Below are 23,182 nucleotides of genomic sequence, written 5' to 3' on the forward strand. Positions count from 1 at the left end.
AGTTCTCACGCCGCGTGATGTGCACGTCGTAGCCCATAGCGAGCCAGAGTAGACCGCGAGACCGACATGATCGCGAAGTCACACTGGAGTACTAGTTGAGGACGTTCGGGTAGTACACCCGGGCGTCGACGTTGCCGTTGCCCTGCAGGGCGCCGATGTTCCCGCCGTTGCCGGTCACGGCGAGGCCGTTGTTCTGGTTGCTCGCGCCCGAACCGGTGGCCGTCTGCTGGGTGTTGACCACGTTGCCGTGGACGTTGCCGATGATGTTGTTGGAGCCGACGTTGTTCACGACGCTGCCGTTGGAGTGGTCGATCGCGCCGGCGCTGTTGTCGGCGTGCGCGGTGGCGGCACCGACGCCGACGAGGAGGAACGCCCCGAGGGCGGTGACGGCGGCGGCTGCGCGAATACGGGACACGCTGGTCTCCCTGACTGGAAGTGCGAATTGTGGCGCGCTTCGGAGTGGCCGCTCCGAGGCGCCGTTGCCTGACGTCGCCCGCTCAGCATTCACCAGCGATGTGGACGAACTCCATCGAATGGGTGGCAATTCCTCCGATGGTGGAGGCCTGGTCAATTGGGGTTGACCGCAGTTCGTCAGTCCGGAAGGCCGGCCGTCCGTCAGCCCGGAAGTCGGTCAAGAAGAAAGAAATGGTGGGCAGATTGTCGCACTGGCACACTGGGGACCCATGTCTGAAGGTGCCCCGCTCGAGCCCACCCCCGTCGAGGAACTGCGGACGACCGAGGTCGATCTCGGCGGCCTGGTGAACGTCCTCGCCACCCACCTCTACTCCACCCCGCTGGTCGCCCTGCGCGAACTCGTCCAGAACGCGCACGACTCGCACACCCGCCGGCTCCTGGAGGACCCGGAGGGCGACCACCGCCCGCTGATCCGGGTGCGTGCCGACGCCGCCCGGCGCACCGTCTCCATCGAGGACACCGGGGCCGGACTCACCGAGCCCGAGATCCACTCCTACCTCGCCACCGTCGGCACCGGCTACACCCGCATGCTGCGCGAACTGACCGGCAATCAGGAGCTGATCGGCGCCTTCGGGCTGGGCTTCCTGTCCGCCTTCTCCATCGCCGACGAGGTCACCGTCACCACCACCTCGCACCGCGAGCCGCGGCTCGGCCACCGCTACCGCAGCCGCGGCGGCGAGCAGTACCGGGTCGAGCCGGTGCCCGCCCGGCCCCGCCCGGGCACCGTGGTCGAGCTGGCGCTCAAGGCCGAGCAGGCCCACCTCGCCGACGAGCCCACGCTGCGCGAAGTCCTCGCCCGGTACTGCGTGCTGCTCCCGATCCCGGTCTACGTCGGCGACGACGAGCAGCCCGTCAACTCCGTCGAGGTGCCCTGGCGCCAACGGGTGGAGGGCGACCGGCACGCCGCCCGGATGCGCTTCGCCACCGCCTTCGGCCGCCGCTTCGAGCCGCTCACCGCCTTCCCGGTCCAGCCGGTCGACGGCGGCACCGACGCGATCGGCCTGCTCTGGGTCCAGGACGGCGGTACCTACGGCAGCAGCGACAACCGCGACCTCGCCGTCTACCTGCGCGGCATGCTGCTCGCCGAGGACGCCCGCGACCTGCTGCCCAGCTGGGCCGGGTTCATCGGCGGGGTGGTCGAGTCCAGCCGGCTCACCCCCACCGCCAGCCGCGAGGACCTCCAACGCGACGAGCACTACCGCGCGCTCCAGAAGGCCCTCACCGACGCCATCGTGGACGGCCTGTACGAGACGGCCCGGCTGCGACCCGCCGCCTGGCGCCGCATCCTCACCCGGCACGGCCAGGACCTGCTCGGCGCCGCGCTCTGCGACGAGCGGCTGTTCACCCTGCTCGCCGACGACGTCCCGGTGCCCACCTCGCAGGGCGACCTCACCGCCGGAGCGCTGCGCGCCGCCGGAGGGGGAGCGGTGCACGTCGCGCTCGGCAGCGGCGGCGGCTTCGAGGAGATGCTGTACCGGGCCATGCGGGTGCCGATCGCGCGCGGCGACCGCTACGCCGTGCTGCCCTTCCTGCGCCGCTACGCGCAGCTGCGCGGCTGCCGGCTGGTCGAGCTGGGCAGCGAGCAGGGCAACCGCGAGCTGTTCCGCGACCCGGAGCGGCCGCTGCCGGAGGGGGAGGCGGCCTGGCTGGCCGGCGCCCTCGCCGACCAGGGCGAGCAGCTCGTCCCGGCCCGCTTCGACCCGCCCGGCCTGCCGCTGGTGCTGGTCCCGGACCGCGAGGCCGAGCTGAAGGCCCGGATCGAGGACGACCAGGCGGACGCCCGGATCCCGTCCGCCGCGCTGCGGCTGGCCCGCGCCTTCACCGCCCGCACCGACGGCGAGGTCAGGGCCCGGCTCTACCTCAACCTGGCGTGCCCGGCCGTCCAGGACCTGCTCACCGCCTACCGCACCGGACACACCGGCAGCGCCACCGCCGCCGGGCTGCTCCGCTCGCTCAAGGTGATCATGGCCGCGGCCTCCTCCGGTCCCGCCGAGGGCGACCTCACCGCCGCGCTGACCGGCGTCGGCACCGCGGTGTCCGCCCTGACCGCCGCCGTCCCGGCCGGGCTGCCGGACGTCCCGGACAGCCCCGGCGCCCTGTCGGACGAAGCGTGACCGGCGAAGCCTGACGGACGAAGCCTGACCGGCGAAGCAAGACCGGCGAAGCAAGACCGGCGAAGCGTGACGGACGGATTGTCAGTGGTCCGCGGTAGACAACTCATCAGCACGACGCAGAGGGAAGAAGCATGACCACCGACATCTGGTCCTGGGTGCGCGACGCCCACCGGCAGTTGGTCGAGGCCGGTCACCACCGGCTGGCCGAGGCCATCGTCGACCTGCCCGAGCACGCCACCGAGGGCCGCAACGACCAGCTGGACGCGCTCTACCCGGAGGCCCTCGCCGCCGCGCGGTCGCTCGACCTGCCCTGGGTCGAGGTCTACCTGCGGCACTGGCGGATGCAGAACCTGCTGAACAAGCGCCAGCAGGGCGAGGCGGTCATGCCCGAGGCGATCGACCTGCTGGAGTTCGCCCACCGGGAGGAGACCGTCGGCTGCCCGCAGTCCGTCTGCGTGGTGCAGGACTTCGCGATCTGCCACGCCCGGGTCGACGGGCCCGGGTACGTGACGGAGCGGCTCGAGGTGGTCGGCGAGACGCTCGACCGGATCGAGCCCGGCCGCGCCTGCTACGACTGCCTCTCCCGCGAGTACTCCGACGCCCTGGAGGACGACGGCCGGGCGGCCGAGGCGCTCGACCACCTGGACACCGCCGCCAACCGGATGCGCGCGGCCGGTCAGCGGATCTCGCTCCGCTTCCACCAGGCCCGGGCCGGCACCCTGCACCTGCTGGGCCGGTACGAGGAGGTGCTGGAGCTGCTGGACACCGCCGAGCGGGCCGAGCAGGCGCAGGGGCACCGGCTCGACGAGCGCGACCAGCGCTGGGGCGCCCTGCTGCGGGCCCGCGCGCTCGCCGCGCTCGGCCGGACGGAGGAGGCGCTCGCCCTGCTCCCCGACCGGGCCGAGGCCGAGCTCCACGCCGACCTGCGGCCCGCCTGGACACAGACGGTCGAGCTGCTGGTCGCGGCCGGCGCATGGGAGAACGACGCCGACCTGGGCGCCGTGCTGGCCGGCTGGGTCGGCTACCTGGACGGCGCCGGCGCGCACCGTCCGTGCGTGGACCTGCTGCTGGCGGCGGGCCGGCTCGCCCTCGCCCGCGGCGCCCGCACGGTGGCGCTGACCCTCGCCGCGACCGGGGCGCGCAAGCTCACCCGGCTGCGCCGCACCGACGGTGTGGCCGAGGAGATCGCCGCCCTGCGCGCGGCCGCCGAGGCGCTGCCGGAGCCCGCGCTGCCCGTCCCGCCGGGCGAACTGACGGCGTACCTGGCCGAGGCCGAGGTGCCCTTCGAGGTCGGCGCCGACCTGCTCTCCGTCGCCCTGGACCGGTACCGGGATGAGCCGGCCGGCGCCACCGGGCTGACGGTGCTCCTGGCCACCGTGCTGGGCGGGCTCGGCCACGCCCGGGCCGCGGCCGACCTGCTGTGGCGGCGGCTGGAGGCCGACCCGGGGGCCGGCGAGCTGACCGGCACGCTCGGCGAGCTGCTGATCGACGCCCGGGACGCCGAGGGCGTGCGCCGCCTCGCCGACCGGCTGTCTCTCACGGCCCCGGCCGACGGGCACTGGATACGCGCCCGCTGGGCCGCCGCCGAGAGCCGCTGGAGCGAGGTGCTGGAGCAGTGCGAGGCGATCCTCGCGCTCGACGACGAGGTGCTCAACACCCGCCGCCTCGCCGCCCGCGCCGCCACCGAGCTGGGCGACCACGCCACCGCGCAGCGGCTCTACCAGGAGCTGCTGGAGCGCGCGCTGCCCGCCGAGCCCACTCCGGACGAGGAGGGCCCGGAGGCCGCGACCCCGGCCGCGAAGGCCTCGGACGAGGAGGACCATCGGACGGTCCGGGAACCCGACCTCTGGCACCTGATCACCGCGGCCAGCGCCAACCGGGACTGGGCGGTGGTCCGCTCCACCGGCGCGCTGCTCGGCATCGAGTTCGACGAGCCCGAGGGCCCGGTGGACGAGGAGTGGCAGCTGGTCACCATCCGGGCCACCCGCACCAACGGCGCGACGGCCGACCTGCCCGCCATCCGGACCGGACCGGCCACCGCCCGCGTCCTGCCGGTGCTCGGCGACGACCTGACGCTCAACCACGGCGACGTGGTGGTCTTCTCCCCGGCGCTGCTGGAGGGCCCGCCGGCCGAGGACGCCCCCGAGGAGGAGCGGCGGCGCTGGCGACCGGTGTTCGAAATGCTCACCCTGCTCGACCCGGCGGGGTACACCACCTACTGGATCGACGGCGGCTGGCCCGGCGACGAACCGTGGGGCACCCTGCGCGAGCGGCTGCAGGAGGCCGGCTACGCGGTCTGGGCGTACAGCGGGGAGCAGTACCGGATCACCGACCCGGCCGACGAGGACGAGACGCTGCCCGGCATCTACGCGGCCCTCGGGGTGCCGCCGGTCGCCTCGGCCGCCGAGGCGGACGCGCTGCTGCACCGGCTGACCGGCGGCTGGCCGCACCCGCTCGCCTGGCCGGCCCTGGCCGAGGCCGCCGGCGCGGACCTCGCCCGACACGAGGAGATCGTGGAGCGCTACGGCCTCTGACCGCTCCGGTACGACCGCCCCCGGCCCGACGCGGGCCGGGGGAACCTTTCCACTCCCGGTCGAGTCTTTGTCAATGCTTTACTTTTTCATGACCGAGACTCGACCTCCGGGAGTGCCCGCACCGTGACCAGCCTCGCCCTCGGCCCGTCCTGGCTCGACCCGACCGCCCTGATCTCCACCTTCGGTCCGCTCGGCATCCTGGCCATCGTCTTCGCCGAGTCCGGCCTGTTGATCGGCTTCTTCCTGCCCGGCGACTCGCTGCTGTTCACCACCGGCCTGCTGGTGGCCGGCGGCACCTACCTGCACCAGCCGCTCTGGGTGGTCTGCGCGCTGATCGTGGCCGCGGCGGTGGCGGGGGACCAGGTCGGCTACCTCTTCGGCCGCAAGGTCGGGCCGGGCCTGTTCCGCCGCCCCGACTCCCGGATCTTCCGGCAGGAGAACGTCGAGAAGGCCGCCGCCTTCTTCGACCGGCACGGGCCCAAGGCGATCGTGCTGGCCCGCTTCGTGCCGATCGTGCGGACCTTCACGCCGATCGTCGCCGGCGTGAGCAGGATGAACTACCGCACCTTCGTGGTGTTCAACCTGGTCGGCGGCGTGCTGTGGGGCGGCGGGGTCACCGTGCTCGGCTACTTCCTGGGGCAGATCCCGTTCGTCCGGGACAACATCGAGGCGATCCTGGTCGCCATCGTGCTGGTCTCGGTGATCCCGGTGGTGGTCGAACTGCTGCGGGCCCGCCGGTCCGGCGAGGTTCCCGCCACCCGCAACCGCGCCGGGTAGGCGCCCGCCGCCCAGGCCGTGGGACGTCGCGTACATGTGCGTCAGGCTGTTCGATCAGGCATGGTGTAACCCGAGATCGAGCGGTGGCCGGCGGCCACCAGGGGCGGCAAGGAGCGGAAGTGCCTAAGCGGGGCCGACCGGGTGCGGGCAAGCGGGCGAGGGGAGGCCGGGCAGTCCGCCGGGTGCGGCAGACACCCCCGAAGCCGGTGCACCCCTCCGAGGCCCCGCCCACCGAGGGCCTGCTCGGGCACCCCGCCCCGCCCGTCGATCCCACCATCGTCGTCCCGTTCGTCCTGCCCGTCCCGGAGACCAAGGGCCTGCTGACGCCCGAGCCCGAGCCGCTCCCCGAGCCCGAGCCGTTCCCGGAGCCCGAGCCGCTCCCCGAGCCCCGGACCGAGCCGCACCCCGAGCTCACCGTCGACGCGCGTCCTCAGGACGCGGGCCCTCAGGACGCGGGCCCCCGGGACGCGGGCACCGGGAGCGTCCGCCCGGCCCGTCGCCGTTCGGTCGCCGAGGACACCCTCACCCCCGAGGAGTGGCGGGCGGCCGGCTACACCCCGCCCGCCGGCATCCCGGTCGCGGACCTGACCCCCGGCGCCCCCGGCGAGGCGCCGTGGCCGGACCGCATGCGCACCCTGCTGCGCACCCCGATGTTCGAGCGCCCCGCGTTCGAGCGGACCGCCCGCGAGATGCACCCCTCCGCCGGTGCCGCCCGCAACGTCCCCCGCATCCTCGACCTGACCCTGCGCATCGGCGAGCTGCTGCTGGCCAGCGGCGAAGCCGCCGAGGACGTCGAGGCGGCGATGCTCGGCATCGCGCACGCCTACCGGCTGGACCGCTGCGAGCCGCAGGTGACCTTCACCCTGATCGGCATCTCGCACCAGCCCTCGCTGGTCGAGCCGCCGGTCACCGCCGACCGCGTGGTGCGCCGCCGCACCTCCGACTACACCCGGCTGAACGCGGTGTACGAGCTGGTCGCGGACATCACCGCGGAGAAGGTGTCGGTCAACGACGCCTACCGCCGGCTCGCCCTGATCCGCCGCAACCGGCACCCGTACCCGGCCTGGCTGCTCGCCCTGACCACCGGTCTGCTGGCCGGCGCGGCGACCTTCCTGGTCGGCGGGCAGATCGACGACAAGGCCTGGCTGGTCTTCGCCAGCGCCTTCATCGCGGCCGTCCTCGGCGACCGGCTGGCCTCCGGGCTGGCCCGGCGCCGACTGCCGGAGTTCTACCAGTTCGTGGCGGCCGCGATGCCGGCCGCCGCCTCCGGGATCATCCTGTCCTTCAACGACTTGGGCCTGCGCGGCTCGGTCGTGATCACCGGCGGCCTGTTCGCCCTGCTGCCCGGGCGTGCCCTGGTGGCCGCCGTCCAGGACGGCCTGACCGGCTTCTACATCACCGCCGCGGCCCGCCTGCTGGAAGTGATCTACCTGGTCGCGGGCATCGTGATAGGCGTCATGGTGATCCTCTACCTGGGCGTCGGCGCCGAGGCGAAGCTGCGGCCGGACGAGAGCCTGGCGGGGACCAGTACCCCGCCGGTCCAGCTGGTCGCCGCGATGCTGCTGACCCTGGCCTTCGCGACGCTGCTGCAGACCGACCGCCGCACGCTCGCCCTGGTCACGGCGAACAGCGGCATCGGCTGGGCCAGCTACGGCGCGCTGGTCTACAACGCGGGCGTCAACCCGATCGCGGCGACCGGGGTGGCGGCCGGCCTGGTCGGCCTCTTCGGCCAGCTGATGGCGCGCTTCCGCAACGGTTCGGCGCTGCCGTACGTGACCGCCGCGATCGGCCCGCTGATGCCGGGTTCGGCGCTCTACCTCGGGATGCTCGCCTTCGCCCAGGGGCATTCCAGCGCCGGCCTGGTGTCGGTCTTCCGGGCGGCGGCGATCGCGATGGCGCTGGCGGTCGGGGTGAACCTCGGTGGGGAGATAGCCCGGCTGTTCCTGAAGCTGCCGGTCGGTGCCGAGCTCCCGTCGCTCTACCCGGCGGTGCCGCGCCGGGCGGCCAAGCGCACCCGAGGGTTCTGACCGCGCGTTGACCCGTGTTGGACCCGTATTGGGCCCCGGGCCATGTCACGGCAGGCTGCACGCAGGACCAGGAACGAAGGTAAGACGCATGACCACACTGCTGGACAGCTACCGCGAGCACATCGTCAACGCGCAGAAGCAACCGCTGTTCCTGCTGCTGGTCGGCTTCATCACGTCCTTCGTCTTCATCCGGTTCAGCGTCCGGATGATCCGCGCCCAGGTGCGCTGGTGGCCCGGCAACGTGACCCCCGGCGGCCTGCACATCCACCACATGGTGTTCGGCCTGGGCTTCCTGCTGCTCGGCGGCATCGGGGTGTTCGCCACCTACGGCGGCCAGCCGTGGATGGACTGGTTCGGGCTGGCCTTCGGTATCGGCTGCGGCCTGGTGCTGGACGAGTTCGCGCTGATCCTGCACCTGGACGACGTGTACTGGGGCGAGCAGGGCCGCAAGTCGGTGGATGCGGTGATCTTCGGGATCCTGTTCACCGCCCTGCTGCTGATCGGGTACGTGCCGTTCGGCGCGCTGCCCGGCGAGGAGACCAGGTGGGGCCTGATCACGGTGATCTCGGTGAACGCGCTGGCCTCGGTGATCACCCTGCTCAAGGGCAAGGTGTGGACCGGGCTGCTCGGAATCATGGTTCCCGGCCTGTCCTGGATCGGCGCGATCCGGCTGGCCCGCCCGAGCAGCCCCTGGGCCCGCTGGCGCTACTCCACGCGCCCCCGGCGCCGGGCGCGTGCGCTGCGGCGCGAGCGCCTGCTGCACCGGCGCGCCGACCGGGCCCGCACCTGGCTCTTCGACCTGATCGCCGGCGCCCCCGACAAGGTGCCCGCCAACCATCCCGCCGCCCACCGGGTCGCCGAGCGGATGGCCGCCCGGGCCAGCGCCCACCTCGACGCGCACGCCGCCCGGGCGCTGGCCCGCCGTCAGGCCCGGCTGGCCGACCGCCGCTCGGCGGCCGCCGCCGGGGCGACGGCCAAGTCCACGACCGCGGCCGGCCCGGCGTACGCGGCCGGCCCGGGCCGCTCCCACCGGGCGCGGCAGCGCCGCCGTACGGTCCGGGCCGGGCGCAGCCGGACCTATGCCGTCGGCCCGACCGGGCTGGAGCGCCGGCCCGAGCGACACCCCCGGCTGCGGACGCACACCCGCCGGATCCACCGGTAGTTCGCATACCGCCTGCATCCGGCCGGAGCTGAATCCTGGTCGGATCATCTGATGATCACTCGACCGGCGGAGCGCTTTCCGGGTCTGAAGGCCGCCGGAATTGAGAATATGAGCGTCATGTGACCGTTCTGTCATGTGATGGGATGATTCGTCCGGACTTCCTGCCGCCCGGCCACCGCCTGCCCGTGCGCCGCGCGCCGTCCGCCGCCGTCCCCTCCGGACCCGTGAGAAGGGATGTCGCGTGGCGCGCAGGCTCCTGCCGACCCTCCTGTTGTCGCTCACCGCCCTGCTCGGGCTGCTCCCCGCCGCCCAAGCCGCCCAGGCCGCCCCGTCGACCGGCGAACCGCTGGGCGGCGAACCGGCGACGACCGAACAAGCCGGCCGCGAACCGGCCGGCCGCGGACCGGCTGTCGGTGAACCGGCGCTCGGCCGGACCCGCGGCGAGGAGCCGTACCCGAGCACCGAGGACATCGACCGCGCCCGGGCCGAGGCCGAGCGGAAGGCCTCCTCGACCGCCGCCCTGGAAGCCGCGCTCACCGCCGCCCGGACCGAGCTGGACCGGGCCGGACGCGGCGCCGAACAGGCCGTCGAGGCCTACAACGGCGCCCAGCTCGCCCTCACCCGGGCCCGCGCCGAGGAGGGCGCCGCCGTGCGGCGCGCCACCACCGCCGAGGCCGAACGGTCGGCCGCCGCCGAGGACGCGGCCCGGCTCGCCGCCGAAACGTACCGCCAGGGCGCGGGCGCCGAACTGTCCGCGCTCAACGCGCTGCTCGGCGCCCACGGCCCGCGCGAGGCGGGCGACCGCGCCGCCGCGGTCCGCCAGGTCAGCGAGCGCACCCGGCAGATCCTGGACGCCGCCACCTCCACCGCCGCCGCCGCCCGCACCGCCTCCGCGGCCGCCCGCACCGCCACCGGGACCGCCGAGAAGGCCGCCGCCGAAGTCGGTGCGGCCAGGGCACGGGCCGAGCAGCGGCTGGCCGCCCAGCAGGGCGAGGTGGCCGCCGCCACCCGGCACCGCGAGCAACTGCTCACCGAACTGGCCGCCGCCCGGAACACCACCGTCGAGCTGGAGCGCAAGCGCCGCGAGGCCCTGGAGGCGATCGCCGCCCGCGAGGCCGAGGCCGCCGCCCGCGCCGCCGCCGAGCAGGCCGCCCGGGAGGCCGAGGCCGCCGAAGCCGCGGCGGCCTCCGCCCAGGCCGCCGCCGTACCGCCCGCCGCGCGCCCGTGGTCCGCCGAGGGCGCGGCCGCCGCGGTCGCCTTCGCCAAGTCCAAGATCGGCCTGCCCTACATCTGGGGCGGCGAGGGCCCGGCCGGCTACGACTGCTCGGGGCTGACCATGATGGCCTGGCGCGAGGGCGGCCGGCCGCTCAACCACTTCGCCGCCGACCAGTACGCCCAGAGCACCCGGATCGGCTACCGCCAGCTGCGCCCCGGGGACCTGGTGTTCTGGACGGACACCGGACGCGCCGCCGACATCTACCACGTCGGGCTCTACATCGGCGACGACCAGATGATCGAGGCCCCGCGCGCGGGCATGCCGATCAAGCAGGCCAGCCTCTGGATCATGGGCACCCCGGACTTCTACGCCCGGCCGTGAGGCCCGGCCGGGTGCTCGGGTCGTGAGGGCCGGTCGCGAACTCGGGTCGTGAGGGCCGGCCGTGAACTCGGGTCGTGAGGGCCGGCCGTGAGCCCCGGCCGCCCGCAGGCTACCGGTCGAGCAGGGCGTCCGGTTCCTTCCGGCGGGCGCGCAGTCCCACGCAGGTCCAGATCCAGGCGGTGCAGAGCGGGAGCGTCAGGATGGCGACCGCGACCGCCTCGCCGATCCGGCCGATGACCTGGGAGTCGCAGACCTCCCGCAGGTGGAAGCCGGGCGGCTCGTAGAAGGCCGGCGAGCCGCAGTCCCCGCCGACCCGGGCGAGGATCAGCCAGGCCGCCCAGGCCCAGCCGAGGACCGTCAGCATGCCCAGCACCATCGCCGTGGTGCTCCGGGCCCCGTGCTCCTTCGACACTCGGAGTTGTTCGTCCTCCATGGCTCCCCCCGGGAGATCGTCCGTACCTGAACCGGCACGAGGATGGTGGCAGGAAGGGCGCCCCCACACCAGTGTCGGTGGTCGGCGTTAGCGTGGACGCTCGACCGTGGTGAGCCGACCGTACTGAGGAGGCGTCATGCTGTTGCGCGATGTTCGGGCAGGGGATGTCGAGGCGTACGTCCGGATGCGCTGCGACCCGGTGATGATGGCCGAGTTGGGCGGGCCGCTGCCCCGGGAGCGGGTGGAGGAGCGGCTGCGCAAGGACGTGGTCGAGGCGGCGGCGGACCGCTACTGGGCCAGGATGATCGTCCCGGACGGCACCGAGGACGGCGAGGTCGCGGGCACGGTCAACCTCTGGTCGGGCGAGGAGGACGGCCGGACGGTCTCCGAGATCGGCTGGATGGTGCTGCCCGAGTACCAGGGCCGCGGGCTGGCCAAGGCGGCCGTCCGCCGGGTGCTGGACGCCGCCGCCGAGGACGGCCGCTGGGGCGAGGTGCACGCCAACCCGGGGACGGGCAACGGCCCGTCCAACGGGATCTGCCGGGCGCTCGGCTTCCGGCTGCTCGGCGAGCGGGACCTGGGCTTCGCGGGCCGCGTCCTGCGGACCAACCACTGGGTGGTGGTCCCGGGGAAGCACCTCGGGGCGGGCACGGACTGACGTCGGGTACGGATCAGCGTCGGGTACGGATTAATCAGGTGCCGCTGCCGGAGGGCCGCCGTACGGTGGCCCCATGGGCAACAGCATCGATCACACGGCCGTCGACACCGTGAACGGGCTTCGGGTACGGGCGGTTGCCGAGGACGAGGTGGCGGCCTGGGACCGCGCGCTGACCTGTGGCTTCCTGCGTCCGCACGTGGCCAGCGCGGCGGAGGTGCGCCGCCGGCAGTGGGAGCCGGGCCGGATGCTGGCCGGCTTCGACGGCGACCGCCAGATCGCCACCTTCCGCAGCTACGACGCCGAGTTGACCGTCCCAGGCGGGGCCGTGATCACGGCCGACGCCATCAGCCACGTCACGGTCAGCGCCACCCACCGGCGCCGGGGCCTGCTCAGCACGATGATCCGCCGGGACCTCGCGGCCGCCGCCGAACGCGGCACGGCCGTCGCCATCCTGATCGCCGCCGAGTACGGCATCTACGGCCGGTTCGGCTTCGGCCCGGCCACCCGGTGCGCACGCCTGCGCGTCGACCTGCGCCGCGCCCGGGGCCTGCGCGAGGGGCTGCCGGGCGTGCCCGGCGGCCGGATCGACCTCGTGACGATGGCGGAGGTGCGCGAGCTCGGGCCCGGCCTGCACGAGCGCTGGCGGCGCACCCAACCGGGCGCGATCGACCGCGACAAGCTGTGGTGGCAGCGCGCCACCGGTGAGGTCCAGGTGCCGGGCTTCGACTTCAAGGAGCCGTTCGCGGCCGTCCACCGGGACGCCGACGGCACGGTCACCGGCCTGGTGGCCTACCGGATCGACGGCAAGTGGGACGGTGACTACCCCGACTCCACACTCACCGTCGAGGAGTTCACCGCTCTCGACCTGCCCACCACGATCGAGCTCTGGCGCTTCCTGCTGTCCGTCGACTGGGTGGCCAGGATCGCGATGCCCAACGCCTCCCCGGACGAGCCGCTGCCGCTGCTGCTCCGGGACCGGCGCGCGGTCACCCCGCACGAGGAGAGCTCCGACTTCACCTGGCTGCGGGTGCTGGACGTCGAGGCCGCGTTCGGCGCCCGGACGTACGGCGCCCCCGGCCGGGTGGTGCTGGAGGTCGATGACAAGCTCGGCTTCGCGTCCGGCCGTTGGGCGCTCGAGGTCGCCGCGGACGGCACCGGCCGCTGCACCCGCACCGGGGAAGACGCCGACCTCGCCCTCGGAGCCTCGGAGTTGGGCTCGCTCTACCTCGGCACGGAGACCGCCCCGAGGCTGGCTGCGGCCGCACTGGTCACCGAGCTGCGCCCGGGTGCGGCGGCCGCCGCGGACCTGCTGCTGCGCGCCCCGCTGCAGGCCTGGAACCCGGACATCTTCTGAGCCACGCGAACCTGCCTGGCTCTGCCTGGCTCCGCCCGGACGCGCCGGAGGCCGGCCCCACTGCGGGGCCGGCCTCCGGCGCGTCCGAGTCGCTTCCCTCGGGCGCTACTTGACCGCCGTCTTGCCGATGGTCGGCAGGATGAAGTCCTGGATCAGACCCTTGGCGTCGCGGACGATCGGCCGGAAGACCCGGTAGCGCGACAGGTTGATCACCCGGGCCGCCAGCGGCGTCGAGCGCCGCACGAACTCCCTGGTCCGCTCGGTGTCCGGGGTGCGGTCGAAGACCCAGTAGAGCACCACGATCATCAGGTGCAGCCACAGCACGTCGGGCAGCAGCTCGACCAGTTCGGCGTCCAGCTTGGGCGCCAGTTCCGAGCCCTGCAGGACCTCGCGGAACAGTTCGACGGCCGTCGCCCGCGCCGGGTGGGACTCGTTGGAGAACGGGCTCAACGAGCTGGTCGGATCGGCGGCGGTGCGGAAGAACTGCGCGGAGAACTCGTGGTACGGCGCGGCCGTGTCGAGCCAGGAGTCCAGCGCGATCTGCAGCCGCTCGGAGAAGTCCCGGGTGTGGGCCATGCGGCGTTTGGCGTCGGCCGCGTGGTCGTAGGTCATCCGGTCGTAGAACCCCTGGATCAGGAATTCCTTCGCCGAGAAGTAGTAGTAGGCGTTGCCCACCGAGACGCCCGCCTCGGTGGCGATCGCGCGCATGGTGGTCTTCTCGTAGCCCCGTTCCTGGAACAGCCGCATGGCCGTCTCCAGGATCAGCGCCCGGGTCGCCTCACTCTTGTCGGTCTTCGGCTGCGCCCGGCCGCCGGGCATGGGCCCGCCCTCCGCGCCGGGTGCGGCCGAAGCCTCGGTCGCACCGTTCTCGCCGTCCGTTCGGTTCGTCGCTGCCAGGTCGTCCACGGGCACGAGCCTAGCCGGAGACGAGGCTCCAGCCGGTGTCGGTGTTCGTGGCACCGGATGCCCCCTCCGCACCCGGTGCCACGCCCGCCACCCCCCGTGATTCGAACACGTTCAAAAGCTTGGCAGAACTGTAGACGCTTCGGTTGAACATGTTCAACTCATCTCTGTGGGAGGCTGGTCACATGATCAGTTCAGGGCAGACCGTTATCCGGCGGGGTGGCGCGCAGGACGCCGAGTCCATCGCCGAGCTGCACGCCCGCAGTTGGCGCACCACCTACCGGGGCATCGTCCCGGAGGAGGCGCTCGGCGACGGGATGATCGCCCAGCGGCGCGAACTGTGGCAGCTGCGCCTGGACGCGGACTACGGCGAGCCGGAGAACACGCCCGAGCTGCTGGTCGCCGAACGGGACGGGGAGACGGCCGGCTTCATCTACCTCGTCCCGCAGCCGGACGGCCGGGTGCTGATCGACAACCTGCACGTGCGCCCCGGCCTGACCAGCGGCGGCATCGGCCACGCGCTGCTGGCCGCAGCGCATGTCTTCGTCGCCGAGCGGCACCCCGGGGCCGAGCTCTTCCTGGAGGTGCTGCGCGACAACACCCGCGCGGTCGCCTTCTACGAGCGCGAGGGCGCCGTGCGGGTCCGGGCACAGGAGGGCGTTTTTCCGGGCGGGTTCCTGCTGCCCGAGTACGTGTACGCCTGGCCGGGCCGGTCGGAGTCCTAGACCGGTCGGGAGTGGCCCCGAGCCGGACGTGGCCCGAGCCGGATGTGGCCCGAGCCGGATGTGGCTCAGAGCCGGAGCCGGGGTCGGTCAGTCGACGTCGTAGACGGTCACCGGCACACCACGCGCCGTCAGTCGGGCGGTGACCAGCGGCTCGACCTTCGCCCAGCGCCCGCCCGCCAGTCCGCAGCCGAGCCGCGGCATGTGGACGGAGGCGCCGAGTTCGAGCGCGCGGTCGCCCAGCGCGGCCAGGCCGGTGTCGATGGCCTCGTACCGCACCGGCACCCCGGTGGAGCGCCCGGTCCGGATGCCGCGCTGGCCGACCAGGTTGGCCACCCAGACGTACGGCTCCACCTGCACCAACTGCAGGGCGCCGAGGCCGAAGTCGTTCTTCGCCCGCTCCCGGTGCCAGCGTCTGTACGCGGACTCGGGCTCGGGCCAGCGTCTGGAGAGCGCGAGCACGAAGCCCTTGCCCCAGCCGCCGAGGTCGTTGCAGATGTGCGCGATCACCTTCACGCCCTTGCCGAGCGGCGTGGTGGCATCGCCTCGGACGTAGGTGATTTCCGCCATGCCTCGAAGTTAGACCGAGGCACTGACAACGCGCTCGGAATTTTCCGGCGCCCGCTGTGCCTGCTGTGCCCCCAGCGCCTGCTGTTCCTGCTGTTCCTGCTGTGCCCGCCCGGCTGCCGTGGCCTTGCGCACCGTCAGGTGCCGCCGTCCGGCCAGCGCGATCAGCAGCGCGAGCGCGGCGGCCGTGGCCGGAAGCGCGTAGCCGGTGCCGGGGGCGGCCTGTTCGGCGAGCGTCCCGGCAAGCGCCGCACCGGCCGAGATGCCGACCACGATGCCGGACACCGCCATCGCCATGCCCTCGTTGAACTGGCGCTGCGGCAGCAGTTCCTGGATCAGCGTCATCCCGGTCACCATGGTCGGCGCGGTGGCCGTGCCGGCGGCGAACAGCCCCAGCCCGAGCACCCCGAGGCCGGCTCCGCCCAGCCCGGCGGCGAGCGGCAGCAGCAGCACCCCGGCCATCGCCGACGCCCCGATCAGGAAGCGCGTGCCCGGCGCCCGACGTGGTGTCAGCAGTCCGAACAGCAGCCCCGCCACGCAGGATCCGGCCGCGAAAAGGGCCAGCAGCACGCCGGCCGCCGCCTTGTGCCCGTGCGCGTCGGCGTACGCCACGGTGGTGATCTCGGTCGCGCCGAAGACCATGCCGGTCGCCAGGAAGGTCAGCACCAGCACCCGCAGCCCGGGCACCCCCAGCGGGGAACCGTGCCGCTGCCCGGCCGACGTCCGCGCCTTCGTCGAGGGGGCGGGAAGCGGCGGTTCGGTGCGCCGCTGGGCGGCGAACAGCAGGGCGCCGGTGGTGCCGAGCGTGCCGGCGGTGAGCAGCCCGGCCTCCGGGGCGAGCGTGGTGCAGAGCAGCATCGCGAGCACCGGCCCGGCCATGAAGCAGAGTTCGTCCAGCGCCTGCTCGAAGGAGTTGGCCAGGTGCCGGGCGGCCGGGTCGTCCCGGTACAGGTGCGCCCAGCGGGAGCGGGCCATGCCGCCGAGGTTGGGTGCGGCGGCGCAGGCCGCGTTGCTCAGGTACAGCGTCCAGTCCGGTGCGTCGAACCGGACGCCGAGCAGCAGGGCGGTGAGCGGGACGGCGTTGTACAGCGCGGCCGGTACCGTCACCCGCGTCTGCCCGTACCGGTCCACCAGGCGGCCGATCAGTGGCATCCCGATCGCGCCGGTGACCAGCCCGGCCGCCGAGACCGTCCCGGCCAGCCCGTACGAGCCGCGCCGCTCGGAGAGCAGCACCACCAGCGAGACGCCGGTCATCGACAGCGCGAGCCGGCCGAGCAGCCCGGCCAGGGTGAAGGCGAGGGCGCCGGGGGCCGCGAACAGCCGCCGGTAGGAGTAGGAGTGGGAAGCGATGAGGGCGCGCGAGGGCAAGCGGGCTCCTGGGAAGGAAGAAGGGGGGACGTCCGACAGCCTCGCCGTGGTGGCGGGCCGCCGTCCAACACCTGTTCCGCCGCACTGACAACGCGCTGTTGTTAATCTGCCGCCCATGCCCCGTGACCTGCACCCCCGCCTGCTCCGCGGCTTCGTCGCGACCGCCGAGACCCTGCACTTCGGCCGGGCCGCCGAGCGGCTGCACATCGCCCAGCAGGCACTCAGCCGGGACATCCGGACCCTGGAGGGGCTGCTCGGCACCACGCTGTTCACCCGCACCACCCGCAGCGTCGACCTCACTCCGGCCGGACGGCGGCTGCTGCCCCGGGTCCGCCGACTCCTCGCCCTGCACGACGAGATCCTCACCGAGGCCGGGACCGGAGCCGCCGCCCGGCCGCTGCTGCTCGACCTCAACAGCGACGTCACCGGCCCGGACCTCACCGCCGACCGGGTGCTCGGACGGGCCCGCGCCGCCTGGCCCGAGGGTGAGCTGCTGGCCCGCTTCCACGGCGGCCTCGCCGCGGCCGCCGCCGAACTGCTGGCCCACCGGCTGGACGCCTCGTTCGGCCGCTTCGCCGGGCTGCCCGCCCCGGTGCGCGCCCAACTCGTCCAGTTGCCGGTGCGGTTGGAGCGGATCTCGGTGATGATGGCGGACACCCACCCGCTGGCCGGCCGCCCGGCACTACGCCCGGCCGAGCTGGCCGGTCACCCCGTCGACATCTGCGCGGGCAACCCGGCCACCACCGAGTGGGCCGATCTCGGCGCCCGGCTGCTGCGCGAGCACGGCCTGACGGCGGCCGACCCGTACGTCCCCCCGGTGGGCGTGGACGAGACCGCCCGCTACCTCGCCCGGCACGGCGATCCGATGCTGACCACGGTCGGCGGGCCGAGGATCCCCGGCACGGTGAACGTGCCGCTGGTGGACCCGGTGCCGCTGAGCCTGGTCAGCCTGGTGCACCGGCCCGGCGAGCGCCATCCGGGGCTGCGCGCGCTGGCCGACGCGGCGGCCGGACTGGGCGCGGCCGAGGGCTGGCTGCGCCGCCCGCCGGGCAGCTGGCTGCCGGAGGCGGACGCGGCGCTGCTCCCGGTCGCCGGGTAACGGAGCGTGGCGACGAAACCGCCCCTGCCCAGGGGGGATGGGCAGGGGCGGCGTACGGGGGGCGGGTTCGGGCCCGCCTCGCGGGGCGTCCGGGTCAGGAGGCCTTGACGGCGGAGATGTCGAAGCTGAGCTTGACCTTCTCGCCGATCAGTACGCCGCCGGTCTCCAGCGCCGCGTTGTAGGTCAGCCCGAAGTCGGTGCGGTCGACGACGGCCTTGCCCTCGAAGCCGACCCGCTGGGCGCCGTACGCGTCGGTGGCGCTGCCGGTGTACTCGAGGTCCAGGACGACCGGGCGGGTGGTGCCCTTGATGGTGAGCTCGCCGGTCATCCGGTAGGCGTCGTCGCCGAGCGGCTCGGCGGAGGTGCTGCGGAAGCGGATCTCCGGGTGGGTCTCCGTGGCGAAGAAGTCACCGGTGCGCAGGTGCTCGTCGCGCTGGGCCTGGTTGGTGTCGACGCTCGCGACCTTGATCACCAGCTCGGCCGAGGAGTTGCCCGGGGCGCTGCCGTCCAGGTGCAGCTTGCCGTCGTACTCGGTGAAGCGGCCCTTGATGTTGGTCACCATGGCGTGGCGCACCGAGAAGCCGATCTCGCTGTGCGTGGTGTCGATCGCCCAGTCGCCGGTGAGGTGGGCGAGGTCGGGGCCGGCCGGCGTCTGGACGGCGGTGGTGGCGGGGACGTCGGTGGTCTTGGTGCGGTTGAAAAGGCCCATGGCTCCTCCTCGGGTCCGAAGCCATTTGTTTAGGCTTCAACTTGTTGGCTCCAGCGTAGGACTCTTTCGTTCAAATTTCAACCACAAGCTTCGAGGATCCCCCGAACGGCTCAGCGGACCCGCCTGTCAGCCCTCCCGACTAGGCTGCGAAGGACCGGTTCCCACCCGCCCGGAAGGCCCCCGATGTTCGTCCTGCACGCGTTCTGGCGGACGGACGGGCAGCTGGCGCTCTGGGCCGAGGACGCCCGCGCCCACCCCGGCACCGCCGAACCGCCGACGGACCGGCCCGCCCCGCCCGACCGGGCCGCCCCCCGCGCCCACCCCTACGCCTGCCCGGCCGGTGAGCTGGCCATCGTGCTCGGCGGCATCGGCCCGGGCCTCGGCTGGCTCGCCGGGCAGGCCCCCGAACGCTGGGCCACCCTGCTGCTGCCCACCATCGGCGCCGTCCCCGCGCCCTCGCCCGACCTGCCGGTCACCCCGCCGCGCGGCGGCGCCGTGCTCACCCCCTGGCGGGTACCGGCGCTGCTCTTCGACGCCGGGGCCGCCGCCCAGCTGCTCGGCGAGGTCTTCGACCCGCACTGGGCCGTCACCGACACCGACCTGCCCGGCGCCGGGCGCGTCGAGGTCGTCCACGGCCCCTCGCTGCGCTGGCTCACCGGGGTGCACGACCTCGCCTGGCGGACGGTCGGCCGGGGCCGGGTGCTGCCACAGCCCGTCCTCGCCGACGGCCGCCCGCAGGCCCGCTGGCGGCCGGACCCCACTCCGGCCGGCCGCCGCGAGGCCGCCGCACTGGCCGCCGGCTGCCCGCCCGTCCTGCTGGGGGAGTGGCCGCACGGCGCCGGTACCGGGGAGGCGCTGCTGGGCGCCGTGCTGGGCGCGCTGGTGGACGCCGAGGCCCGCGCCGCCCTGGCCACCGCCCCGCCCGCCTTTCCGGTCAAGGCCGGGGCCGCACCCGGGGCCGTATCCGGTTCCGCACCCGGGGTCGCACCCGTGTCCGCCCTCGGGGTCGCACCCGCGTCCGCACCCGGGGAGGCCGTCGCCGAGCGCTGGCTGCACGCCCTCACCACCCCCGACGGCCTCCTCGGCGACGTCCCGCCCGAGGACTTCGCCGAGCTGCGCCGCCGGGTCGCCGCCTGGTGCGCCGTCGCCGAGCCCACCGACCCCGCGCTGCGGCTCTGCTTCCGCCTGGTCGAGCCGCTCGGCCCCGACCCCGACGACCCCGATGGCCGCCCCTCCGACGACGCCTGGCAACTGGAGTTCCTGCTCCAGGCCGTGGACGAGCCGTCCCTGCTGATCCGCGCCGCCGACCTGCACGAGGGCGGCGCCGCGCACGCCGCCCTCGCCCGCAAGGCCGCCGGCCAGGCCGCCGACCCGGTCGACGTTCTGGTCGCCGAACTCGCCCGCGCCGCCCATCGCTGGCCCATCCTGGACGGGCTGCGCCACCGCTCCCGCCCGTCCGCCCTGCCGCTGGACCGGGCGGGCGCGCTGGACTTCCTGCGCACCGCCGCGCCCGCGCTCGCCGAGGGCGGCTTCGGTGTGCTGCTGCCCGCCTGGTGGCGCCGCCGCCCCCGCCTCGGGCTCGCCCTGCGCGCCACCACCCCGCCCGCGCCCGGCTCGCTCGCGGTCGCGAGCCAGGTGGACCGGGACGCCGTGGTCGCCTTCCGCTGGCAGGCCGCGCTCGGCCCGGACGGCGCCCCGCTCACCGAACAGGAGCTGGCCGAACTGGCCGCCGCCAAGCAGGGCCTGGTGCGGGTGCGCGGCACCTGGCTGGAGGCCGACCCGGCGCAGATCGCCGCCGCGCTCGCCTTCCTCGCCGACCGGCGCGACGGCGTGCTGGCCCCCGCGGACCTGCTGCGGCTCGCCCTCGACCCGCAGGCCTCGGTCGCCGGACTGCCGGTGACGTCCGTCCACGCGGACGGCCCGCTCGGCGATCTGCTCGCCGGGCGCACCGACGCCGCTCCCGCCCCGGAGCTGCCGCCGGACTTCCGGGCCGTGCTGCGCCCGTACCAGGAACGCGGACTGGCCTGGCTGCGGACGATGTCCGGGCTCGGCCTCGGCGCCGTGGTGGCCGACGACATGGGCCTCGGCAAGACCGTCCAGACCCTCGCCCTGCTGGCCACCGAAAGAGCTCTCGGAGCCACCGGCCCGACCCTGGTGGTCTGCCCGATGTCCCTGGTCGGCAACTGGCAGCGCGAGGCCGAACGCTTCGCCCCCGCCCTGCGACGGTACGTCCACCACGGCTCCGGCCGCCTGGGCGAGGAGCAACTCGCCGAAGCCGTACGGGAAACGGACCTCGTCATCACCACCTACGGGCTGGTCCAGCGCGACCTCGCCGCCCTGCGGGTGATCCGCTGGCGCCGGGTGGTCGCCGACGAGGCCCAGCACATCAAGAACACCGGCACCGCGCAGTCCCGGGCGATCCGCGCGCTGCCCGTCACCCGACACCGGGTCGCACTCACCGGCACCCCGGTGGAGAACCGGCTCTCCGAACTGCACGCCGTCCTGGACTTCGCCAACCCCGGCCTGCTCGGCTCGGCCGAGCGCTTCAAGGAGCGCTACGCGATCCCGGTCGAACTGCACCGCAGCCCCGAACGCACCGCCGAACTCCGGCGCCGCACCGCCCCGTTCGTGCTGCGCCGGCTCAAGTCCGACCCGGCGGTGGCGGCCGACCTGCCCGCGAAGCAGGAGATGACCGTCTGGTGCAACCTGACCGCCGAGCAGGCGGGCCTCTACCAGGCCGTGGTCGCCGACCTGCTGCGCCGGGTCGAGGGGATCCGGGGCGTGGAGCGGCGCGGCACGGTGCTGGCCGCGATCGGCAAGCTCAAGCAGGCCTGCAACCACCCGGCCCAACTGCTGCACGACGGCTCGGCGTTGGGTGAGCGCTCGGGCAAGGTCGCCCGGCTGGCCGAGCTGCTGGAGGAGGCGCTGGCGGAGGGCGACCGGACGCTGGTCTTCACCCAGTACGCCGAGTTCGGCACGATGCTCCGCCCGTACCTGGAGCGGCGGCTCGGCGAGGAGGTGCTCTACCTGCACGGCGGCCTGTCCCGGGCGCGCCGCGAGGAACTGGTCGAGCGCTTCCAGTCCCCGGACGGGCCACGGGTGTTCCTGCTGTCGCTGCGGGCCGGAGGCACCGGCCTCAACCTGACCGCCGCCAACCAGGTGATCCACCTGGACCGTTGGTGGAACCCGGCGGTCGAGGAGCAGGCCACCGACCGCGCCTTCCGGATCGGCCAGCGCCGGGACGTCCAGGTCCGCCGCCTGGTCTGCGTCGGCACCGTCGAGGAGCGGATCGACGAACTCCTCGCCGCCAAAAGGTCGTTGGCCGAGACGGTGGTGGGGGAGGGGGAACAGTGGCTCACCGACCTGCCCGTCGACGCACTGCGCGAACTGGTCGCCCTCACCCGGGAGGACGCCGTGGCCGAGGAGGACGTATGAGCGAAGAGCCGAAGCCCACGATGGTCAACGTCGCCGCCTACTGGCGCGGCGACTTCACCCTGCGCCCCGAGGCGCCGGAGGAAGAGCCGGACGAACCCTCGCCGCACCGCCTCGGCCGCTCCGGCATCACCGCGCACGGCCGCGACCTCGCCGTCCTGCTCGCCCCCGCCTACGACACTTTCCGCAGCTGAACCGGGCGTTGCACCAGGCGCCGAACCCCGGCGCCTACTGTGCGGTAGCGTCCCGAAGGTGACCGACACCTCCGACACCCGTCTCGCCGATTTCGAGCAGCACCGGCGGATGGTCTTCGGCATCGCCTACCGGATGCTCGGCAGCGTCGCCGACGCCGAGGACCTGGTCCAGGACACCTGGCTGCGCTGGAGCGGGGTCACCGGGCCGGTCGCCAGCCCCGGCGGCTTCCTGGCCCGTACGGTCACCAACCTCGCCCTCAACCGGCTGGACTCGGCCGCCGTCCGCCGCGAGTCCTACGTCGGCCCGTGGCTGCCCGAGCCGCTGGTCACCGAGCCGGACGCGACCGACGGCGTCGAGCGCGCCGAGACCGTCTCGCTCGCCCTGCTGGTGATGCTGGAGAGCCTGTCCCCGCTGGAACGGGCGGTGTTCGTCCTCAAGGAGGCCTTCGGCTTCTCCTACCTGGAGATCGCCGAAGCCCTGGACCGCACCGAGACGGCCTGCCGCCAGGTCGGCAGCCGGGCCCGGGCACACGTCCGCGCCCGCCGGCCCCGCTACGACGCCCCGCCCGAGCTGCGCCGCCGCGCCACCGACGAGTTCCTGGCGGCCTGCGTCGGCGGCGACCTCAACCGGATGCTCGAACTGCTCGCCCCCGACGTCACCACCTGGAGCGACGGCGGCGGCGTGATCCGCGCCGCGCTGCGGCCGGTCACCGGCGCCGAGAACGTGGCCCGCTTCACCCTCGGCGTGCTCCGGCAGCTGGGCGAGGGCGCTGTCGCCCGCCCGGTCCTGGTCAACGGCGAACCCGGCCTGCTGATCACCGTGGACGGCGCGGTCGACTCCGTCTCCGTGCTCGACTTCGTCGAGGGACCGGACGGCACGCTCCTGATCTCCGCGATCCGCGCCGTCCGCAACCCGCAGAAGCTCACCCACCTCGCCGACCTTGACCTCGCCCCCGCCCCCGACCCCGACGCCGGTGCCGCCCCCGCCTCCGACCCCGATGGCGCCCCCGCCCCCGACCCCAGCGGCATCGAGCGGGCTTGACCCTCGACCAGGTCGA

General features: G+C 74.2%; 19 protein-coding genes. 13 read left to right on the forward strand and 6 right to left on the reverse strand.

What is annotated here, in order from left to right; all coding sequences use genetic code 11:
• Positions 1-91: 91 nt before the first annotated feature.
• Positions 92-415, reverse strand: a complete 324-nt coding sequence (locus ACZ52J_RS37390) for a hypothetical protein (RefSeq protein ID WP_465625280.1) — start codon at positions 413-415, stop codon at positions 92-94.
• 268 nt (positions 416-683) lie between these two features.
• Here ACZ52J_RS37390 and ACZ52J_RS37395 point away from each other — a divergent pair, with 268 nt between their 5' ends.
• The 6 genes from ACZ52J_RS37395 to ACZ52J_RS37420 all read left to right on the forward strand — a co-directional run bounded on the left by ACZ52J_RS37395 (position 684) and on the right by ACZ52J_RS37420 (position 10,685).
• Positions 684-2,588: an ATP-binding protein gene (locus ACZ52J_RS37395; protein ID WP_465625282.1), complete on the forward strand. Its 1,905-nt coding sequence runs from the start codon at positions 684-686 to the stop codon at positions 2,586-2,588.
• Positions 2,589-2,719: 131 nt separating this feature from the next.
• Positions 2,720-5,122, forward strand: coding sequence for a coiled-coil domain-containing protein (locus ACZ52J_RS37400; protein WP_465625284.1), 2,403 nt, complete (start codon positions 2,720-2,722; stop codon positions 5,120-5,122).
• A gap of 123 nt (positions 5,123-5,245) precedes the next feature.
• Complete coding sequence (locus ACZ52J_RS37405; RefSeq protein WP_465625286.1) at positions 5,246-5,899, forward strand: DedA family protein; 654 nt, start codon at positions 5,246-5,248, stop codon at positions 5,897-5,899.
• 182 nt (positions 5,900-6,081) lie between these two features.
• Positions 6,082-7,926: a threonine/serine exporter family protein gene (locus ACZ52J_RS37410; protein WP_465625288.1), complete on the forward strand. Its 1,845-nt coding sequence runs from the start codon at positions 6,082-6,084 to the stop codon at positions 7,924-7,926.
• A gap of 88 nt (positions 7,927-8,014) precedes the next feature.
• On the forward strand, positions 8,015-9,088 hold the full coding sequence (locus ACZ52J_RS37415) for a hypothetical protein (protein WP_465625290.1): 1,074 nt from the start codon (positions 8,015-8,017) through the stop codon (positions 9,086-9,088).
• Positions 9,089-9,329: 241 nt separating this feature from the next.
• Positions 9,330-10,685, forward strand: a complete 1,356-nt coding sequence (locus ACZ52J_RS37420) for a C40 family peptidase (protein WP_465625292.1) — start codon at positions 9,330-9,332, stop codon at positions 10,683-10,685.
• A gap of 109 nt (positions 10,686-10,794) precedes the next feature.
• On the opposite strand, the gene ACZ52J_RS37425 is transcribed toward ACZ52J_RS37420, so the two are convergent.
• On the reverse strand, positions 10,795-11,118 hold the full coding sequence (locus ACZ52J_RS37425) for a hypothetical protein (protein WP_465625294.1): 324 nt from the start codon (positions 11,116-11,118) through the stop codon (positions 10,795-10,797).
• Between the two features lie 136 nt (positions 11,119-11,254).
• On the opposite strand from ACZ52J_RS37425, the gene ACZ52J_RS37430 reads away from it, so the two are divergent.
• Positions 11,255-11,776 carry a GNAT family N-acetyltransferase gene (locus ACZ52J_RS37430; protein WP_360495959.1) on the forward strand — a complete coding sequence of 174 codons (522 nt, stop codon included), beginning with the start codon at positions 11,255-11,257 and terminating at the stop codon, positions 11,774-11,776.
• A gap of 73 nt (positions 11,777-11,849) precedes the next feature.
• Positions 11,850-13,130, forward strand: a complete 1,281-nt coding sequence (locus ACZ52J_RS37435) for a GNAT family N-acetyltransferase (protein WP_465625297.1) — start codon at positions 11,850-11,852, stop codon at positions 13,128-13,130.
• 105 nt (positions 13,131-13,235) lie between these two features.
• Here the strand turns inward: ACZ52J_RS37435 and ACZ52J_RS37440 are convergent, their stop codons facing one another.
• A complete protein-coding gene (locus tag ACZ52J_RS37440; RefSeq protein WP_360495953.1) occupies positions 13,236-14,036 on the reverse strand; it encodes a TetR/AcrR family transcriptional regulator in 801 nt (266 codons plus the stop codon).
• 182 nt (positions 14,037-14,218) lie between these two features.
• Here ACZ52J_RS37440 and ACZ52J_RS37445 point away from each other — a divergent pair, with 182 nt between their 5' ends.
• Positions 14,219-14,758 (forward strand): GNAT family N-acetyltransferase, encoded by a 540-nt coding sequence (locus tag ACZ52J_RS37445; protein ID WP_465625300.1) that lies wholly within the window; start codon positions 14,219-14,221, stop codon positions 14,756-14,758.
• Between the two features lie 87 nt (positions 14,759-14,845).
• Here ACZ52J_RS37445 and ACZ52J_RS37450 read toward each other — a convergent pair whose 3' ends face one another.
• The gene (locus tag ACZ52J_RS37450) at positions 14,846-15,325 is read right to left on the reverse strand and encodes a macro domain-containing protein (protein ID WP_360495947.1); all 480 of its coding nucleotides are present in this window, start codon (positions 15,323-15,325) and stop codon (positions 14,846-14,848) included.
• A gap of 9 nt (positions 15,326-15,334) precedes the next feature.
• The gene (locus tag ACZ52J_RS37455; protein WP_465625302.1) at positions 15,335-16,690 is read right to left on the reverse strand and encodes an MFS transporter; all 1,356 of its coding nucleotides are present in this window, start codon (positions 16,688-16,690) and stop codon (positions 15,335-15,337) included.
• Positions 16,691-16,805: 115 nt separating this feature from the next.
• On the opposite strand from ACZ52J_RS37455, the gene ACZ52J_RS37460 reads away from it, so the two are divergent.
• Positions 16,806-17,789 (forward strand): LysR family transcriptional regulator, encoded by a 984-nt coding sequence (locus ACZ52J_RS37460; protein ID WP_465625304.1) that lies wholly within the window; start codon positions 16,806-16,808, stop codon positions 17,787-17,789.
• Positions 17,790-17,883: 94 nt separating this feature from the next.
• On the opposite strand, the gene ACZ52J_RS37465 is transcribed toward ACZ52J_RS37460, so the two are convergent.
• The gene (locus tag ACZ52J_RS37465; protein ID WP_360495938.1) at positions 17,884-18,498 is read right to left on the reverse strand and encodes a YceI family protein; all 615 of its coding nucleotides are present in this window, start codon (positions 18,496-18,498) and stop codon (positions 17,884-17,886) included.
• Positions 18,499-18,681: 183 nt separating this feature from the next.
• Between ACZ52J_RS37465 and ACZ52J_RS37470 the strand changes: the two genes are divergently transcribed.
• From ACZ52J_RS37470 to ACZ52J_RS37480, 3 genes are read left to right on the forward strand one after another with little or no spacing between them, the layout of a single operon-like run.
• Positions 18,682-21,933 carry an SNF2-related protein gene (locus tag ACZ52J_RS37470; protein ID WP_465625307.1) on the forward strand — a complete coding sequence of 1,084 codons (3,252 nt, stop codon included), beginning with the start codon at positions 18,682-18,684 and terminating at the stop codon, positions 21,931-21,933.
• Entirely contained in the window at positions 21,930-22,124 is a 195-nt protein-coding gene (locus ACZ52J_RS37475; protein ID WP_465625309.1) for a hypothetical protein, read from the forward strand. Before ACZ52J_RS37470 ends, ACZ52J_RS37475 begins: the two co-directional genes overlap by 4 nt.
• A 58-nt stretch (positions 22,125-22,182) precedes the next feature.
• Complete coding sequence (locus ACZ52J_RS37480) at positions 22,183-23,166, forward strand: RNA polymerase sigma-70 factor (RefSeq protein WP_465625311.1); 984 nt, start codon at positions 22,183-22,185, stop codon at positions 23,164-23,166.
• Positions 23,167-23,182: the final 16 nt, after the last annotated feature.

The organism is Kitasatospora sp. NPDC034035 (assembly GCF_055575755.1).

Bases quoted from the DNA above. Each gene is read 5' to 3' on its own strand.
- ACZ52J_RS37395 (WP_465625282.1), top strand. From the start codon at position 684: ATGTCTGAAGGTGCCCCGCTCGAGCCCACCCCCGTCGAGGAACTGCGG.
- ACZ52J_RS37400 (WP_465625284.1), top strand. From the start codon at position 2,720: ATGACCACCGACATCTGGTCCTGGGTGCGCGACGCCCACCGGCAGTTG.
- ACZ52J_RS37415 (WP_465625290.1), top strand. From the start codon at position 8,015: ATGACCACACTGCTGGACAGCTACCGCGAGCACATCGTCAACGCGCAG.
- ACZ52J_RS37425 (WP_465625294.1), bottom strand. From the start codon at position 11,118: ATGGAGGACGAACAACTCCGAGTGTCGAAGGAGCACGGGGCCCGGAGC.
- ACZ52J_RS37430 (WP_360495959.1), top strand. From the start codon at position 11,255: ATGCTGTTGCGCGATGTTCGGGCAGGGGATGTCGAGGCGTACGTCCGG.
- ACZ52J_RS37435 (WP_465625297.1), top strand. From the start codon at position 11,850: ATGGGCAACAGCATCGATCACACGGCCGTCGACACCGTGAACGGGCTT.
- ACZ52J_RS37445 (WP_465625300.1), top strand. From the start codon at position 14,219: ATGATCAGTTCAGGGCAGACCGTTATCCGGCGGGGTGGCGCGCAGGAC.
- ACZ52J_RS37450 (WP_360495947.1), bottom strand. From the start codon at position 15,325: ATGGCGGAAATCACCTACGTCCGAGGCGATGCCACCACGCCGCTCGGC.
- ACZ52J_RS37460 (WP_465625304.1), top strand. From the start codon at position 16,806: ATGCCCCGTGACCTGCACCCCCGCCTGCTCCGCGGCTTCGTCGCGACC.
- ACZ52J_RS37465 (WP_360495938.1), bottom strand. From the start codon at position 18,498: ATGGGCCTTTTCAACCGCACCAAGACCACCGACGTCCCCGCCACCACC.
- ACZ52J_RS37470 (WP_465625307.1), top strand. From the start codon at position 18,682: ATGTTCGTCCTGCACGCGTTCTGGCGGACGGACGGGCAGCTGGCGCTC.
- ACZ52J_RS37475 (WP_465625309.1), top strand. From the start codon at position 21,930: ATGAGCGAAGAGCCGAAGCCCACGATGGTCAACGTCGCCGCCTACTGG.